This is a genomic window from Brevundimonas sp. (assembly GCF_035561115.1).
Classification (GTDB): domain Bacteria; phylum Pseudomonadota; class Alphaproteobacteria; order Caulobacterales; family Caulobacteraceae; genus Brevundimonas.
Genome location: NZ_DATMYH010000120.1, coordinates 1 through 15,503, shown reverse-complemented (window position 1 = coordinate 15,503; position 15,503 = coordinate 1). Strand labels below are relative to the sequence as shown.

Here is a 15,503-nt window from a genome sequence, read left to right as displayed (position 1 = left end):
CCTCCCACCCGCCCTTTCGGGGACAGCATTCCGCTACTTCCGCCCCTCGGACGAGTCCCCGCGCCATCCCCGGACCGCCCTGCGACCGCTTTTGACGCACCCATGTGCAAGTTTGTGAAATGCCCGCCGGGCCTGGTCTTTGACACCGTCGAACCCGTCGCCGCCACGCCCAGGGGCCGGCGAGCCGCCTCTGCACGTATGGCCGGTTCAGCTGAATCGGCGCTCCATATTTTTTCGCGGAGATACGAGACTCTCTGCCCTTCGACGGCGTCGGATCAGAGCGGCCTGATCCGGTTCACATGGCCCATTTTGCGGCCGGGGCGGGCCTCGGCCTTGCCGTAGAGGTGCAGGCGGGCGTCGGCCTTGCCGGACAGCTTGGTCCACTGCTCGACCTCGTCGCCCAGCAGATTGGTCATCTCGACGCGGGCGTGGGCCGTCGTGGGGCCCAAGGGCCAGCCGGCGATGGCGCGGATGTGCTGTTCGAACTGGTCGCAGATGCAGCCGTCCTGGGTCCAGTGGCCTGTGTTGTGGACGCGAGGGGCGATCTCGTTGACCAGCAGACGACCCTCGCCGAGGTCGAACAGCTCGACGCCGAGCACGCCGACGTAGTCGAGGCCTTCGAGGATGGCTTTCGCGATCGCGCGGGCCCGCTTCTCCGTCTTCGCGTCGACGGCGGCGGGGGCGAGCGTGGTCTTCAGCACCCCGCCCTTGTGGATGTTCTCGCCCAGCGGATAGACGGCGATCGCGCCGTCCCGGCCGCGGGCGGCGATGATCGAGAGTTCGCGCACGAACGGGGCCCTGGCCTCAAGCACCGAGGGGCGCTGGCCCACGGCGCTCCAGGCGTCCGCCGCCATGGCCGCCGAACGCACCCAGACCTGCCCCTTGCCGTCATAGCCCTCGCGCCGGGTTTTCAGCAGAGCCGGAGCCCCGAGCCGTTCCAGTCCGGCCAGCAGATCGTCGAGGCTGTCGATGGCGGCGAAGTCGACCGTGGTCGCGCCGACGCCGTTGAGGAAGGTCTTTTCGTCGATCCGGTCCTGGGCCACGGCCAGCGCCCTGGGGCCGGGAGCCACGACGGCGCCGCCCTGGGCCAGCCGCTCGACCGAAGTGGCGGGGACGTTCTCGAACTCGAAGGTGACGGCCTGGCAGGTCTGGCCCAGCACCGTCAGCGCCGTTGGATCGTCATAGGCGGCGACGATCTGGCCCTGGGACACGCGCCCGGCCGGGCTGTTTTCCTCGGGGTCGAGGATGACGACGTTGAAGCCGAGGCGGGACGCGGCCTGGCTGAGCATGCGGCCCAGCTGGCCGCCGCCGAGAATGCCGAGGGTCGCGCCGGGGGCCAGAGGAGCCACTCAGTCCTCGACCGTCTCGTGGACCGCCTCGGTCTGGGCTTCGCGGAAGGCGGTCAGCCGCCCGGCCAGCACCGGGTCGGCCAGCGCCAGGATCTGGGCGGCGAGGATGCCGGCGTTCTTGGCGCCGGGCTCGCCGACGGCGAGGGTGGCGACCGGGACACCGCCGGGCATCTGGACGATGGACAGCAGGCTATCCAGCCCCTTCAGCGCCTTTGACTCAACCGGCACGCCCAGCACGGGCAGCTCGGTCATCGAGGCGGCCATGCCCGGCAGGTGGGCCGCGCCCCCGGCGCCGGCGATGATGACCTTGAAGCCGGCCGCCTTGGCGCCGGTGGCGAAGTCGAACAGGCGTTGCGGCGTGCGGTGGGCGCTGACGACCTTCGCCTCCCAGGCCACGCCGAGCCGGTCCAGCGCGTCGGCGGCGTGTTTCATGGTCGGCCAGTCCGAGCGGCTGCCCATGATGATCGCCACGGGAGTCTGAGTCGCCATGGATGCGCCTTTCGCAGGAAAGCGGCGCGATACAGGACTCGCGTTGCGCCCGCAACCGACGGCGTTAGGCTGACCGTTGGCCAGGCGTGGTGAGTCGCCGGCCGGGGAGCCTTCTTCGCTCGTGACCAACGCGGCCGTCATCGACCCCTACGACGAGATCGAGCGCCTGCGCGCCGAGGTCGACGCCCTGCGCCGCCGCGCCGAAGCGGCCGAGGCGGCGGCGGATCACGACGTGCTGACGCCGGTCCTGAACCGGCGCGGCTTCATCGCCGCGATGAAGAGCGCCATGGCCTTCTGCCAGCGTCACGGCACGCCGGCCGTGCTGCTGTATCTCGATCTGGACGGCTTCAAGGGCGTCAACGACAGCCTGGGCCATGCCGCGGGCGACGCCGCCCTGGTTCATATCGCCAATCTGCTGGCGGCCAATCTGCGCGAATCGGACACCGTCGGCCGCCTGGGCGGCGACGAGTTCGGACTGCTGCTGCTGAACGCCGGCCTGAACGGCGGCCGGGAGAAGGCGCAGCGGCTGGCCGACGCCCTGGCCGCCGAGGAATTCACCTGGAACGGACAGACCGCGCGTCTGGGCGGATCGTTCGGCGTCCGGGCCTTCAACGGCCATACCGACCCCGAGGTCTGGCTGGCCGAGGCCGACGCCGCCATGTGGGTCCGCAAGAAGGGACGGTGACGCCCTCAGGCGATGATGTCGGGCAGGATCCGGTCCTCGATCCTGGTGATCTCGTCCCGCAGAAGCAGCTTCTTCCGTTTGAGGCGGGCGATCATCAGCTGATCCGGCACCGGCATGCGTGCGAGGGCCTCGATCGAGGCGTCGAGGTCGGCGTGCTCGAGCTGAAGCAGTTTCAGCCGGGCATGGAGCGCCTGCTCTTCCTCGGTCAGAAAGGGTTCGTCGTCGTTCATGCTGGTTCCCGGACGCCCGGCTTATAGCGCGCGTCGCGTCAGGCCGGAAGGCGCTCCGCGAGGCGGACGAGCCCGGCGCGCGGGGTGATCGGGGACCAGACCCGGGCCACGGCCACCATGACGGAAAGCGGCGGCTGCGCAGGGCCGGACGATGGCGGCGCCAGGGCCTCCAGCGCGGTCAGAAGGCGGCGTTCAGCCTCCAGCTCCACAGCCTTGACCTGGGCCCTGACGGCTTCGCGATCGGCGTCGTCCAGATCGGGCGCACGGGGCTTGAGCGCCCGGCGCACGGCGCGCAGCGGCGCGATGGCCGTCTCCTGCCAAGCGCGGGCGGTGTCGCCGGCGGCCTCCAGCGCGTCCTCGTCCGGGGTGCGTCCCTCGGCGGCGCACCAGGCGGCCCAGAGCAGCAGCGGAATGTTCTGACCGGCGGCGTCCTGAAGCTCCAGACAGGCGTCCGCGACCCCGTCGGCGGCCCAGGCCGCCAGCGACCAGTCCCAGAGACTCATTCGGCGGCCGCCCCCGTCAATCCGTCCCAGCGACGGACGGCCGACCAGTCGAGGCCGAAGATGTCCAGCGCGCGGCCGACGGACTGATCGACCATCTCGGCGATGCCTGCGGGCCTGGCATAGAAGGCGGGCAGGGGCGGGGCGATGACCGCGCCCATCTCGGCGAGGGCCGTCATGGTGCGCAGATGGCCGAGGTGCAGCGGCGTCTCGCGCACCATCAGCACCAGCGGCCGGCGTTCCTTCAGCACCACGTCCGCAGCGCGGGTCAGAAGGGTGGAGGTCACGCCGGTGGCGATCTCGCTCATGGTCCGGACCGAGCAGGGGGCGATGATCATCCCCATGGTCCGGAACGAGCCCGAGGCGATCGAGGCGCCGACGTCGTTCAGGCGGTGCGTCACGTCGGCGCGGGCCAGCAGGTCGTCGGCGGAGATATCGGTCTCCTGCGACAGGGTCAGCAGGGCCGCGCGCGTCACGACCAGGTGACTTTCGACCCCGAGATCCCGCAACGCGTCGAGCGCCCGGACGCCATAAGTGACGCCGGATGCTCCGGAAATTCCTACGATCAATCGGGAGGGCGTCGAGCCGGAAAGGTTCCGTACCGCTCCGTTCACATCTTCGGCCAATTCGGGCTCCAGGGTGGTCCGTGTCCGGACAGTCGGCAATTCACCGGAATGTGATTCCACAGCCGGTCAGACCCGGCGCTGACTGTACTGGTCCCTTAGACATGGAGGCGCAAGCCATGACCATCGAAGCTCGTATCCGCGAACTGGGAAACCGTCACCGCAACCTGGATGAGACCATCCGGCGGGAGATGATCCACCCGGCCACGGACTCGCTTCACGTCAGGGAGCTCAAGCAACAGAAGCTCAGGCTCAAGGAACAGATCACCAGCCTGGAGGCCCGCGCAGGATAGCGAGGCGGCCTCCCGACAAGGACATCGGCCCCGGAGAGCGATCTCCGGGGCCGTTTTTCTGTCAGTCCTTGGAACCGAACACCGAAGCCGCAGTGGGCTCGGCCCCGCGGCGTTCGCGGGCTTCCGGCACGAACTCCTCCTCGGCCGGTTCGGCGGGAGCGTCGACGGGCTGGAGCGTGGCGCCGCCCTTTTTGGCGTCGTCCTTCGCCTTCTTGTCGGCGGCCTTGCGGACCAGTTCGTCCAGCGCCAGCTGGCCGACGAGGCCCAGGGTCACCGGATCGACCGGCTTGATGTTGGGGCTGTTCCAGTGGGTGCGGTTGCGCACGCTCTCGATGGTGGATTTGGTGGTGCCCAGCATCTTGGCGATCTGGGCGTCGGTCACCTCGGGGTGGTTGCGGACGAACCAGGCGATAGCGTCCGGGCGGTCCTGACGGCGCGAGACGGGGGTGTATTTCGGCGCCGGCTTGCCGCCCTTCATCAGTTCGGCATGGCGGCTGACCACGGCCTGCATGCGGTAGTTTTCGTCGTTCTGGGCCTTGTCCAGCTCCTCGCGCGTCAGCTGGCCGTTGACGAGGGGGTCCGCACCGCGGATGTCGCGGGCCACGTCGCCGTCGGCGATGCCGCGCACTTCCAGCGGGTGCAGACCGCAGAAATCGGCGATCTGTTCGAACGTCAGGGAGGTGTTGTCGACCAGCCAGACCGCAGTGGCCTTGGGCATGAGGATGTCGGTCATAAAACGCAGTTCCGGTTGTGGTTCGGGCCCGGAAACCCGGGCTCTGGATACGACGGCGCCCGGCCTTTCGACCGGGCGTTGATGATGGCGATATAGGCCTATTCGGCGGAAAAGAAAACGGACGCCGACAGCGGCGTACAGCCAAGGTTCATCCAGCCCGTTGAACAGTGGGTCCACAGACGCGTTGTGCGTCGAGGAACCCCTTTGGAGGGACGACCATGTTGATCGAGATGCTGGCCGCGATGGCGGTCGTTTCGGGCGGAGCGGGCGCCGCTGCGCAGGACCCGCAGGTCGGCGTCCGCGTGGCGCCGCGCGGCGACTACCGCGACAGCTGCAGCGGCGAATATGTGAATCGTGGCCGGCTGTACGCCGACTGCCGCACCGACCGCGGGCGGATCCGCGGCACGTCCATCGAGCTGAACCGTTGCTCGGACTATGAGATCCGCAACGATGACGGCCTGCTGGTCTGTGGTCCGTGGCGCGGCCAGTTCGAGGATCGGCCCGGCGGTGGCGGCGGCAACGGGCCCGGCTGGCCGGGCGGCGGCGGCGGACGCACTTCGGCGATCATCTATCGCGACGCCGATTTCCGCGGCGCGACCTTCCGCTTCGACGACGGGGTTCCGAACCTGGCCAATACCGGCTTCAACGACGCCATCAGTTCGTTGCAGCTTCGGGGCGACTGGGAGGTCTGCACCGACGCCTATTATCGCGGGCGGTGCGTCATCCTTCGCGACGACGTCCGGAACCTGCGCAACTCGGGCCTGAACGACCGGATTTCATCCCTGCGTCCGGTCCGTCGCGGCGGGCTCTGACGGAACTTCGTTCTGGAACCGGCCAGGCCATCGGGAGCTTTCCCATCCGTCGGGGATGAAGGAGATTTTCCGATGGCCTATGTCGATGGATTCGTGGTGGCGGTCCCCAAGGACCGGATCGAGGAATACAAGTCGTTCTCCCGAAAGGCCGGCGAGGTCTGGAAGGAGCACGGGGCGAAATCCTATGTCGAAACGGTCGGAGACGACGTGCCCTACGGCGAGGTGACATCCTTCCCGCGGGCCGTCCAGGCGAAGGACGACGAGACGGTGGTCTTTTCCTGGATCACCTATGATTCGCGCGAGCAGCGCGACGCGGTGAACGCCAGGGTCATGGAGGATCCCCGCATCAAGGACGACATGAACAACATGCCGTTCGACGGCAAACGGATGATCTACGGCGGGTTCAACACCCTGCTGGAGATGTAGGCGGCCTCACACCGTCAGGACGATCTTGCCAATGTGCTCGCCGGCCTCCATCGCGAGGTGGGCGGCCGAGGCCTGCTCCAGCGGGAAGGTCGCCTCGACCGGCGGCCGGACGGCGCCGGACGCCACCCAGGGCCAGACCACGGCTTCCACGGCGGCGACCAGCCGGGCCTTTTCGTCCGCGGGCCGCGCCCGGAGAGTCGAGCCGGTCAGGACGATCCGCTTCATCATGAGTCGCGCGAGGTCGACCTGCGCCATCGCGCCCGACAGGGTCGCGATCACGACCCAGCGTCCGAACGGGTTCAGCGCAGCCTGGTTGAGCGCGGCGTAGTCGGCGCCGACCATGTCCAACACCACGTCGGCGCCCCCGAAGGCGGCGATGGCGGCCCTCATGTCGTCGGCAAGGGCGTCGAGGCTGAGGCTGGCTCCCAGCCGCAGGGCGGCGGCGGCCTTGTCCGGCCCCCGCGAGGTGGCGATGACCCTGGCGCCCGCCGCCTTCGCCATCTGGATGGCGGTGACGCCGATGCCGCTGGTGGCCCCGTGGATCAGCAGGGTCTCGCCAGCCTTCAGCGCGCCTGCGTCGAAGACGTTGGTGAAGACCGTGCAGACCGTCTCGGGCAGAGCTGCGGCCTGGATCAGGTCGACGCCGGCGGGGAGGGGCAGGACGTGGCGCGCATCGACCACGGCGAGTTCCGCATAACCGCCTCCGCCCAACAGGGCGCAGACCGGCTCGCCAAGGGCCCAGCGGGTCGCGCCTTCGCCGATCTGGTCGACCTTGCCGGCGACCTCGAGTCCAAGGATGTCCGAGGCGCCCGGCGGGGCGGGGTATCGGCCGAGCCGCTGAACGATATCGGGCCGGTTGACCCCGGCGGCCCGCACCCGGATCCGGATCTGGCCCGGTCCCGCGACGGGATCGGGCCGTTCCGCCAGGGTCAGGGCCTCCGCCGGGCCCGTTCCGTCGGTGATCTCGATGACCCGCATCCGCCCCATCCCCTTCTTGCAATCGTCCGTGTCCGGGCGTTCAGATAGGGGGTTGCGTATCCCTTGGCCACGAAGGAGGCGGCGATGTTCGAGGATCTGGAGCCCCGTCCGGCGCGCGGGGCGCCGCTGATCGCCCTGACGCGCGAGGACCTGGACGGCTATTCGGTCGAGGACCTCAAGCAGCGGATCGAAGGGCTGGAGGCCGAGATCGCCCGGTCGCGGGCGGCCATCGACGGCAAGTCGTCGCAACGCAACGCCGCCGACGCCATGTTCAACTTCCGCTCCTGAATCAGGTTGTTGGCACAACCGTTGCAGTCCGTTGACGCGCCGCGCGAAACCGTGCCGGTCGTGATACGGATGCGCGTACCCCTATGAGTTTGACCGACTTCATGCCCACCGACGCCTCCATACCCCCGTCCGCCGGCCGCAGCCGCGCCGCCGTGGTCGATGACTTCGCGCGCTCGGAGCTTTTCGACCGGACTTTCCGCGAAGGCATGGAACTGGTCGAGGACACGGCCGCCTATCTGGACGGCGACGGTCGCCGCGAATCCAAGCTGCTGTCGAGGGCGGCTGCCCTGGCCTACGCCGGCGAAAGCATGAAGCTGACCACGCGGCTGATGCAGATCGCGTCCTGGCTGCTGGTGCAGCGCGCGGTGCGCGAAGGCGATATGACCTCCATGGCGGCGTGCGAACCGCGCTACCGTCTGGCGGACCGCAAGGTCGAGACCGACCCCACGGACAGCGAACTGCCGATCGCCCTGGTCGAGTATCTGGTGCGGGCCGAGAAGCTGTACGACCGGGTGCTGCACCTGGACCGCCGCATGTATCTGGACGCCCCCGAGGAGGAGGCGATCAATCCGGTGCAGAGCCAGCTGGATCGGCTGACGGCGGCGTTCAGGGAGTGACGAAGGCGCAGTGGATCGCAACAAGCCTTGTCGCGGTCGCGCTTGGCGCTCTGGTACTGCTCGCAGTCGTGGTTTTTTTCTCCGAACGCTCGGCGGTGATCATTGAGAACGCCGGCGAGCAGGATGCGGATGTGACCGTGGATGTCGTCAACGCCCAGCAGTTCTCATGGCGGGGTCGACTACGGCCTGGTGAACGCGTGGTCCAGCTGGCGCGCTTCTCCGACAACAGTTTCCGGATCACATGCAAGGACTCAACCGGCGAGCACGCCCACGCGGGCGGCTATGTGACCAATGGCATGCCGCAGGTCGTGACCATCAAGGTCGATGGCTGCGCCAACGTCTCTACCGACGTCGATTTCTGAAGACGACTGACCCTACGGCCCGACGTCGTTGGCGACGCGGGCGCCGTCATCGACCGGCTTGGGCAGGCTGAGGGCGATGCCCAGGGCCTCGGCCAGCTTGGCGTCGCGGCTGTAGACGTCCTCGCGGAAGGCGACGCGGCCCTGACCGTCGACGAAGGCGGTCCAGTACAGCAGGCGCACGCTGATCTCGCGACCGGTGGCGATGCGTTTGGTCTCGCGCGTGTCCTGGGCGGTATCGAATTCCGACAGCAGAGCCGGATCGGGCGACAGGAGCAGGCGGGCGAAATCGACCGCGCCCTGGACCCGGACGCAGCCGTGGCTGCGCTGGCGCATGGCGAGGTTGAAGACGGCCTTGGACGGGGTGTCGTGCAGGAAGATGGCGTAGCTGTCGCGCAGTTCGAACTTCACATAGCCTAGCGCCGCGGTCGGACCGGCGCGCTGGATGACCTGGCCGTTCTGCACGTACATATTCTGGCTGGCCAGATAGCCGGGGCCGCGCGGCAGGATTTCGTTGCGGGCGATCGAGGCGGGCACGTACCAAGGCGGATTGGCGACCACCGAGGCGAACGGCTTCTCGAGGCTGGGCGTCTGGGTCGCCGGAGCGCCGCAGACGACGCGGTTGGAATGAACCGGCCGGCCGTCCTTCCAGTAGACCATGATGGCGGCGGCGGTGTTGACCTCGATCCGCTCGGGCGCGACCTCGCGCTTGAGCCAGCGGCGGCGTTCCAGGTTCAGGGCGATCTGGCGGGCGCGATCCTCGGCCGAGGCGGACAGCGAGCGCTGGCTGCCCGTGCCGATACGCCCGTCGGCGACGAGGCCGTGGCGGGCCTGGAAGCCGCGCACGGCCGCCTGCAGCTCGGGACCGTAGACGATGCCCTGCTGCGTCAGACGCTCGCCGTCGGCCGGTGGCAGGTCGCCTTCGGCGACGAGGCGCTGGATCAGGACCGGGACGCGCGCATCGCTGGCTCCCGGCTCGATGGTCGGTCCCTGGCGGAAGGCCGGCCAGCCGCCCTCGCGGATCAGACGGCGATAGCGGACGTAGCCGGCGGACAGGTTGGAATAGCCGATGTCGGTCGGGGCCAGACCTTCGAACCAGTCGACGAGGCGGCTTTGGGCCAGGGCGTCGTTCAGGCCGGCGGGCAGGTCGACGCGGTTCTTCTGCATCTCCCACAGATCTTCGACCGTCTCGGGACGCACGCGACCCTCGGCCAGGACGCGGGCGTAACCCATGGCGGCGGCGGTGGTGCGCATCTCCGCGGCGTCACGGTCGGCGGCCAGGGTTTCGAAGTTGAAATAGTCGGCCTGCGACAGACCGTGCCGTTCGGCCCGGCCGGCGGCGGCCTGAAGGGCGCGCAGGCGCTCGGGGGTCCAGACGGGACGCCAGCCGTTCAATTCGTAGAAGGCGCGGATGTCCGGCTGGATTTCCGCAGGCAGGCGCGCCAGCTGGTCATTGAACCGGTCATAGAAGGCGACGGCGGCGGGATCGCGGGTCTGGGCCGTGGCCGCCTGACCCATGGCGGACGCAAACGCCGTCACGGCCGCGCCCAATCCGAGTTGCCGTCGATTCATAGTCAGGTCTCTACGCCCGTTTCGATGCGGGACACCGTGTCCACGCCCCCGAAAAGCCAACGCCGGGATGTTATCGGCGTTCCGGTAAAACAGAAAGGCGCCGGTCCGTGGACCGACGCCTTTGTTGTCGTCTTGCCTCAGGGTGTGGCTGGAAAGCCCGACCCGATGGCGGCCTACTTCTTGATGAAGCCGGCGAACTTGTTGTTGAAGCGGGAAACGCGGCCGCCGCGGTCCAGCATGTGCTGGTTGCCGCCGGTCCAGGCCGGGTGGGTCAGCGGATCGATGTCCAGGTTCAGGACGGCGCCTTCCTTCTGATAGGTCGAGCGCGTCTGGTAGGTCGTACCATCGGTCATCGTCACGGTGATGAAGTGGTAGTCGGGGTGCGTATCCGCCTTCATGGTCCTGGTCCGGTCTCTGCGCGATGACGATGCCGACCGTCTGTGCGCGAAAATGAGAAACCCGCCGGGATGACGGCGGGAATGAGCGGCGGCGTTTACACCGGGGGCCGTTCCGGGGCAAGAGGCGCGCGCCATGACAGATGCAACCGCCACCGCCGACGCCGCTGACATCCGGGGACGTCCCGGTGCGGGAGCCCTGCTGATCGAACAGCTGGGCGAGGCCGGCCAACGGCGCGAGAAGCGCCGCGACATCCGTCCACTGGGCCGGTTGCTGCCCTATGCGATGCGGCACAAGGGCCATCTGACGATGGCTGGACTGTGGTTGATCCTGTCCACCGCCGCCTCCCTGGCCCTGACCGCTTCGGCGCGCGGGGCCATCGACAATGGATTCGACAACGGCGGATCCCAGCTGAACCTGTGGTTCCTGTTGCTGGGCGCGAACGCCCTGTTCCTCGGGCTGGCGACGGCCGTCCGCTACTATTTCGTCACCAAGACGGGCGAGCGGGTCATCGCCGACCTGCGCAAGGGTCTGTTTGAACGCATCCTGACGCTGGACCCCGCCTTCTACGCTGCAATGCGGACCGGAGAGGTGCTGTCGCGGCTGACGACGGACATCGCCCTGGTCGAGACGCTGCTGACCACTTCGGTGTCCTACGCCCTGCGCAACTTCCTGACCCTGATCGGGGGGACGGTGCTGTTGTTCGTGGTCAGTCCCAAGCTGACGGGAATGGTGCTGCTGATCGTGCCGCTGCTGCTGGGGCCGATCTTCCTGTTCGGGCGGCGGGTGCGCAAGCTGACCGTGGCGTCGCAGGACCGGTTCGCCAGCGCCGTCGGCTTCGCCGGCGAGAGCGTCGACGCGATCGAGACCGTCCAGGCCTTCGGCCGGGAGGCCAGCGCCATCGACCGCTTCGGCAAGGCCGTCGAGGACGCCTTCGGCGTGTCCCTCGTCCGGATGAAGGCGCGAGCCCTGATGACCGCCCTGATCATCGTGGTGATGTTCGGCGGCGTGACCCTGGTGTTGTGGCTGGGCGCCCAGGACGTGATCGGCGGGCGGATGACGCCGGGCGCCCTGCTTCAGTTCGTGCTGCTGTCGGTGTTCGCAGCCGGGGCCGTAGGGGCGCTGGGCGAGAGCTGGGGCGACGTGCAGAAGGCGGCGGGCGCCATGGAACGGATCGACGAACTGATGCGCAGCGAGGCGTCCATCCGGGCGCCGGCGACGCCGCGGGTGCTGCCGGAGCCTCCCAGGGGCGAGGTATCGATGTCGGCGGTGCAGTTTTCCTATCCCGGCCGGCCCGATCTGCCTGCGCTGAAGGGCTTTTCGCTGACGGTGCGGCCGGGCGAGACGGTCGCCCTGGTCGGCCCCTCGGGGGCGGGCAAGAGCACGGTGTTCCGGCTGCTGCTGCGGTTCTACGATCCGCAGTCAGGCGTGGTGTCGGTGGACGGGGTCGACGTGCGCGAGGCCGATCCGGTCGCCGTGCGCGACCGGTTCGCCTGGGTGTCCCAGGAAGCGCCGCTGTTCTCGGGCTCGGCCAGCGAGAATATCCGCTTCGGCCGGGAGACGGCGGATGAGGCTGCGGTGCGGGCCGCGGCGGAGGAGGCGCAGGCGCTGACGTTCGTGGAAGCCCTGCCGCAAGGCTTCGACACGCCGCTGGGCGAGCGCGGCAAGAGCCTGTCGGGCGGGCAGCGGCAGCGGATGGCCATCGCCCGGGCCCTGGTTCGGGACGCGCCGATTCTGCTGCTGGACGAGGCCACCTCGGCGCTGGACGCCGAGAACGAGCGTCTGGTGCAGGCCGCGCTGGATCAGGCCATGCAGGACCGCACGACCATCGTCATCGCCCATCGCCTGGCCACCGTCCTGCGCGCCGACCGCATCGTGGTGATGGAGGACGGCAGGGTGGTGCAGGAAGGCACGCACCGGGCGCTGATGGCCCAGGGGGGGCTCTACGCCCGGCTGGCCGCGCTGCAGTTCCGCGCCGACTAGGCTTTCGGCTTCAGCCGCAGGCCGCCGATGATCGCGCCGCCGACGGCGTAGACGACCAGCAGGTGGCTCCAGTCGATGGGCAGCAGGCCCATGGGCGAGGTCTGGTAGATGAAGCCGTAGGCCGAGGTCATCAGGGCGAAACAGACGCCGGCGATCAGGCCGATCTTCAGGCCGTTCATCCAGCCCGGCGCGCCGTCGCGGGCGATGAACCAGGCCAGGCCGGTCATGGTGACGAAGGTCTGGACGACCCCCAGCAGCATCCACATCGAATTGCCGCTGCCCTCGTCGGTGACGCCGGTCAGGGCCATCCATTTCTCGGCGAAGATCAGGCCGTACCAGAGGAAGCCGGTGAAGAAGGCGACCACGGTCGCCACGATGATGCCCGGCCAGTTCAGTTTCGCAGTCATGTCAGCCCCTCCCAAGGCTTGCGGATTTTATCCGCCTCCGGACGAAGGCTACGCCGGTTCGCCGGGCGATCAATGAACGGCGCTCAGTCGAGCGCGGCGGCGATGCGGCCGGCGAGGGCGCGGAGGGTCTCCGCATCCGCCATGGGGGCGTGGCCGTGGCCCTTCATCGGCCGGTCGGCCCAGCGGGGGATGATGTGGAAATGCAGGTGGAAGACGGTCTGGCCGCCGGCCTCGCCATTGAACTGCATGATCTGGAAGCCCTCGGGGTCGAGCGCCTTGCAGACGGCCCGCGCCGTGCGCTGCGTCGCGGCGATCAGGCGGGCGAGGACGTCAGGCTCGATGTCGAGCAGGGTGCGCGCCGTCGAGGTCTTCGACACCACGAGGACGTGGCCCTCGGACTGGGGGAAGACGTCCATGAAAGCCAGGACGTGGTCGTCCTCCCAGACCTTCACCGAGGGAATCTCGCCGCGCAGGATGCGGGCGAAGATGTTGTCGGGGTCGTAGGGCGCGATCAGGGTCATGGGAGGCTCCGGGTGACTTTCACACGAGGCTAGCAATGCGGGCGGGGCGAGGGGAGCCCCGGCGGCCTTCGGGTGTTATGGTCAAGGTCAAAAGGGAGTCGGCCATGCTGCGGTTCATCGTCCAGTTTCTCGTCACCTGCCTGGCCCTGTGGCTGGCGGCCCAGGTCGTGCCGGGGGTGGGGTTCACGGATAATCCGTCGCTGTGGCTGGCGGCCATCCTGCTGGGCGTGGCCAACGCCATCGTGCGGCCGATCCTCACCATACTGACCTTCCCGCTGACGATCATCACCTTCGGCCTGTTCCTGCTGGTGGTGAACGCGGCGACCATCGGGCTGGTGGCGGCCCTTTTGAGCGGCTTCGTGGTCGACGGCCTGTGGGCCGGGATCGGGGCGGCCATCGTCACCGGCATCGTCAGCTGGATCGCCGGCTGGTTCATCGGCGAGGATCGCCCGAGGCGCGTCGACTGAGCCATCAGACGTCCTTCCGGAACGGCGAGAGTTCTTCGGTCATGACCGCGATCTCCGCCTCCACCGCCGGGCGTTCGCCGTCCAGATAGCGGGCCACGGGCTCTCGCAGGGCCGGGTCGGCGATGAAATGGGCGGAATATACAGGGGAGGGCAGGTAGCCGCGGGCGATCTTGTGCTCGCCCTGGGCGCCGGCCTCGACGCGGGACAGACCGCGCGAAATGGCGAATTCGACGGCCTGGTAGTAGCAGAGCTCGAAATGGAGGAAGGGGACCTCCTCCAACGCCCCCCACTGGCGGCCGTACAGGGCGTCGCGGCCGATCAGGTTCAGGGCCCCGGCGATCGCGTCTCCATCGCGGAAGGCCATGACGAGGGCGATGCGGTCGGCCATGGTCGCGCCGAGGCGGGTGAAGAAGTCGCGGGTCAGATAGGGCCGGCCCCACTTCCGCTCGCCGGTGTCCATGTAGAAGGCGAAGAAGGCGTCCCAGTGCGTTTCGGTGATGTCGGCGCCCGTCAGGACGCGGATGTCGAGCCCCGCCCGGGCCTCGCGGCGTTCGCGGCGGATGGTCTTGCGGCGGCTTGAGGACAGGGCGGACAGGAAGTCGTCGAAGGTTTCGTAGCCGCCGTTGCGCCAGACGTACTGCATGTCCTGCCGCTGCAGCAGGCCGGCCTCGCCCATGGCGTCCCAGTCGTCGCGGGTCGGGAAGTTGACGTGCAGGGAGGAGACGCCGAGCCGTTCGGTCAGGGCCAGGGCGCCCTGCAGCAGGGCCTGCCGCACCGTGGCGGCGTCGGCGTCGGGATGGGTCAGGAAGCGGGGGCCGGTCACGGGGGTGAAGGGCACGGCGGCCAGCAGCTTGGGATAGTAGCGGCCGCCGGCGCGCTCATAGGCGTCGGCCCAGCTATGGTCGAAGACGTATTCGCCCTGGCTGTTGCCCTTGAGCCAGAGGGGCATGACGCCCCGAACATTTCCCTCGGGGTCGCGCAGGGACAGGTGGCGGCCGGCCCAGCCTTGCCGCGGGACGGCGCTGCCGGAGGCCTCGCAGGCGTCGAGGAAGTCGAACGAGACGAACGGGTCGCCGGAGGGGGAGGCGCAGGCGTCCCAGGCCTCGCGGCCTATGTCGGCGACGGCGTTGTGGACGTGGATCTGGAAACTCAAATCCGCGCATCCCGGCGAAAGCCGGGACCCAGTTCTGTCCAGCTTGACGCCGGCGATTCAGGATTGACGGCTGTGCACATCGGGTCAGACCGTTCGCCCAAAGCACTGGGTCCCGGCTTTCGCCGGGATGAGCGGAACATTGAAATCAGCGCACTTCCACGATGGCGTCCACCTCGACGGCGAAGCCGAGGGGGAGTTTGTAGACGCCGACGGCGGAGCGGGCGTGGCGGCCCTTGTCGCCGAAGACCTCGACCATCAGGTCGGAGCAGCCGTTGATGACGGCGGGGATGGCCTCGAAGTCCCCGGCGGCCTGGACGAAGCCGCCCAGTTTGACGACGCGCACGACGCGCTCGAGGTCGCCGTCGCAGGCGGCCGAGATCTGGGCCAGCAGGTTGACGCCGCACATGCGGGCCCCGTCCTTCGCCTGGTCCGGCGAGACGTCGGCGCCGACCGTGCCCTTGATGCCGCCCGAGGCGTCGTTCGACAGCTGGCCCGAGATGTGGACCAGGTTCCCCGTCTGGACGAAGGGCACATAGTTGGCGACCGCCCTGGCGGGCTCCGGCAGGGAGATGCCGAGTTCGGCGAGGCGGGCGGCGACGGTCATGGGCGGGGCTCCTTGGGG

Annotated in this window: 22 protein-coding genes; 9 read left to right on the top strand and 13 right to left on the bottom strand. The window is 68.8% G+C overall.

All coding sequences use genetic code 11. From position 1 onward, the window contains the following. Positions 1 to 275: 275 nt before the first annotated feature. A complete protein-coding gene (locus VN378_RS16220) occupies positions 276 to 1,349 on the bottom strand; it encodes a 5-(carboxyamino)imidazole ribonucleotide synthase (RefSeq protein WP_325744592.1) in 1,074 nt (357 codons plus the stop codon). Continuing rightward, the gene (purE, locus tag VN378_RS16215) at positions 1,350 to 1,838 is read right to left on the bottom strand and encodes a 5-(carboxyamino)imidazole ribonucleotide mutase (protein ID WP_055830047.1); all 489 of its coding nucleotides are present in this window, start codon (positions 1,836 to 1,838) and stop codon (positions 1,350 to 1,352) included. Positions 1,839 to 1,959: 121 nt separating this feature from the next. On the opposite strand from purE, the gene VN378_RS16210 reads away from it, so the two are divergent. Next, complete coding sequence (locus VN378_RS16210) at positions 1,960 to 2,523, top strand: GGDEF domain-containing protein (RefSeq protein ID WP_325744591.1); 564 nt, start codon at positions 1,960 to 1,962, stop codon at positions 2,521 to 2,523. A 5-nt stretch (positions 2,524 to 2,528) separates the two neighbouring features. Here VN378_RS16210 and VN378_RS16205 read toward each other — a convergent pair whose 3' ends face one another. From VN378_RS16205 to VN378_RS16195, 3 genes are read right to left on the bottom strand one after another with little or no spacing between them, the layout of a single operon-like run. Further along, the gene (locus VN378_RS16205; protein WP_325744590.1) at positions 2,529 to 2,753 is read right to left on the bottom strand and encodes a YdcH family protein; all 225 of its coding nucleotides are present in this window, start codon (positions 2,751 to 2,753) and stop codon (positions 2,529 to 2,531) included. Between the two features lie 38 nt (positions 2,754 to 2,791). Further along, positions 2,792 to 3,256, bottom strand: coding sequence for a TIGR02444 family protein (locus VN378_RS16200; protein WP_325744589.1), 465 nt, complete (start codon positions 3,254 to 3,256; stop codon positions 2,792 to 2,794). Continuing rightward, positions 3,253 to 3,867: a UbiX family flavin prenyltransferase gene (locus VN378_RS16195; RefSeq protein WP_325744594.1), complete on the bottom strand. Its 615-nt coding sequence runs from the start codon at positions 3,865 to 3,867 to the stop codon at positions 3,253 to 3,255. The genes VN378_RS16200 and VN378_RS16195 overlap by 4 nt, the downstream gene beginning before the upstream one ends. A gap of 128 nt (positions 3,868 to 3,995) precedes the next feature. On the opposite strand from VN378_RS16195, the gene VN378_RS16190 reads away from it, so the two are divergent. After that, on the top strand, positions 3,996 to 4,169 hold the full coding sequence (locus tag VN378_RS16190; protein WP_056620699.1) for a YdcH family protein: 174 nt from the start codon (positions 3,996 to 3,998) through the stop codon (positions 4,167 to 4,169). A gap of 61 nt (positions 4,170 to 4,230) precedes the next feature. On the opposite strand, the gene VN378_RS16185 is transcribed toward VN378_RS16190, so the two are convergent. After that, positions 4,231 to 4,902, bottom strand: coding sequence for a DUF1013 domain-containing protein (locus VN378_RS16185; protein WP_325744588.1), 672 nt, complete (start codon positions 4,900 to 4,902; stop codon positions 4,231 to 4,233). A gap of 218 nt (positions 4,903 to 5,120) precedes the next feature. On the opposite strand from VN378_RS16185, the gene VN378_RS16180 reads away from it, so the two are divergent. Then, positions 5,121 to 5,714 carry a beta/gamma crystallin-related protein gene (locus VN378_RS16180; protein WP_325744587.1) on the top strand — a complete coding sequence of 198 codons (594 nt, stop codon included), beginning with the start codon at positions 5,121 to 5,123 and terminating at the stop codon, positions 5,712 to 5,714. A gap of 72 nt (positions 5,715 to 5,786) precedes the next feature. Beyond that, a complete protein-coding gene (locus tag VN378_RS16175; protein ID WP_325744586.1) occupies positions 5,787 to 6,140 on the top strand; it encodes a DUF1428 domain-containing protein in 354 nt (117 codons plus the stop codon). A 6-nt stretch (positions 6,141 to 6,146) separates the two neighbouring features. Here VN378_RS16175 and VN378_RS16170 read toward each other — a convergent pair whose 3' ends face one another. After that, on the bottom strand, positions 6,147 to 7,118 hold the full coding sequence (locus VN378_RS16170; RefSeq protein WP_325744585.1) for an NAD(P)H-quinone oxidoreductase: 972 nt from the start codon (positions 7,116 to 7,118) through the stop codon (positions 6,147 to 6,149). Positions 7,119 to 7,202: 84 nt separating this feature from the next. Here VN378_RS16170 and VN378_RS16165 point away from each other — a divergent pair, with 84 nt between their 5' ends. The 3 genes from VN378_RS16165 to VN378_RS16155 all read left to right on the top strand — a co-directional run bounded on the left by VN378_RS16165 (position 7,203) and on the right by VN378_RS16155 (position 8,385). Beyond that, positions 7,203 to 7,406 carry a DUF1192 domain-containing protein gene (locus VN378_RS16165; RefSeq protein ID WP_325744584.1) on the top strand — a complete coding sequence of 68 codons (204 nt, stop codon included), beginning with the start codon at positions 7,203 to 7,205 and terminating at the stop codon, positions 7,404 to 7,406. Between the two features lie 83 nt (positions 7,407 to 7,489). Next, on the top strand, positions 7,490 to 8,023 hold the full coding sequence (locus VN378_RS16160; RefSeq protein ID WP_414642268.1) for a DUF1465 family protein: 534 nt from the start codon (positions 7,490 to 7,492) through the stop codon (positions 8,021 to 8,023). After that, entirely contained in the window at positions 8,020 to 8,385 is a 366-nt protein-coding gene (locus VN378_RS16155) for a hypothetical protein (protein ID WP_325744583.1), read from the top strand. The genes VN378_RS16160 and VN378_RS16155 overlap by 4 nt, the downstream gene beginning before the upstream one ends. 12 nt (positions 8,386 to 8,397) lie before the next feature. On the opposite strand, the gene VN378_RS16150 is transcribed toward VN378_RS16155, so the two are convergent. Together VN378_RS16150 and rpmE are read right to left on the bottom strand one after the other, a co-directional pair. Next, positions 8,398 to 9,954, bottom strand: coding sequence for a L,D-transpeptidase family protein (locus tag VN378_RS16150; RefSeq protein WP_325744582.1), 1,557 nt, complete (start codon positions 9,952 to 9,954; stop codon positions 8,398 to 8,400). A 173-nt stretch (positions 9,955 to 10,127) separates the two neighbouring features. Further along, complete coding sequence (gene rpmE, locus VN378_RS16145; protein WP_055830066.1) at positions 10,128 to 10,352, bottom strand: 50S ribosomal protein L31; 225 nt, start codon at positions 10,350 to 10,352, stop codon at positions 10,128 to 10,130. 133 nt (positions 10,353 to 10,485) lie between these two features. Here rpmE and VN378_RS16140 point away from each other — a divergent pair, with 133 nt between their 5' ends. Then, positions 10,486 to 12,333: an ABC transporter transmembrane domain-containing protein gene (locus VN378_RS16140; RefSeq protein ID WP_325744581.1), complete on the top strand. Its 1,848-nt coding sequence runs from the start codon at positions 10,486 to 10,488 to the stop codon at positions 12,331 to 12,333. Here the strand turns inward: VN378_RS16140 and VN378_RS16135 are convergent. Both VN378_RS16135 and VN378_RS16130 read right to left on the bottom strand, forming a co-directional pair. Further along, positions 12,330 to 12,740 (bottom strand): DUF1761 domain-containing protein, encoded by a 411-nt coding sequence (locus VN378_RS16135; RefSeq protein ID WP_325744580.1) that lies wholly within the window; start codon positions 12,738 to 12,740, stop codon positions 12,330 to 12,332. The genes VN378_RS16140 and VN378_RS16135 overlap by 4 nt on opposite strands. An 83-nt stretch (positions 12,741 to 12,823) precedes the next feature. After that, positions 12,824 to 13,261: an HIT family protein gene (locus tag VN378_RS16130; RefSeq protein ID WP_325744579.1), complete on the bottom strand. Its 438-nt coding sequence runs from the start codon at positions 13,259 to 13,261 to the stop codon at positions 12,824 to 12,826. 104 nt (positions 13,262 to 13,365) lie between these two features. Here VN378_RS16130 and VN378_RS16125 point away from each other — a divergent pair, with 104 nt between their 5' ends. Further along, positions 13,366 to 13,728, top strand: coding sequence for a phage holin family protein (locus VN378_RS16125; RefSeq protein ID WP_325744578.1), 363 nt, complete (start codon positions 13,366 to 13,368; stop codon positions 13,726 to 13,728). Positions 13,729 to 13,732: 4 nt separating this feature from the next. Here VN378_RS16125 and VN378_RS16120 read toward each other — a convergent pair whose 3' ends face one another. Both VN378_RS16120 and VN378_RS16115 read right to left on the bottom strand, forming a co-directional pair. Next, a complete protein-coding gene (locus VN378_RS16120; protein WP_325744577.1) occupies positions 13,733 to 14,881 on the bottom strand; it encodes a GNAT family N-acetyltransferase in 1,149 nt (382 codons plus the stop codon). A 145-nt stretch (positions 14,882 to 15,026) separates the two neighbouring features. Beyond that, positions 15,027 to 15,485, bottom strand: coding sequence for a RidA family protein (locus VN378_RS16115; protein WP_325744576.1), 459 nt, complete (start codon positions 15,483 to 15,485; stop codon positions 15,027 to 15,029). Positions 15,486 to 15,503: the final 18 nt, after the last annotated feature.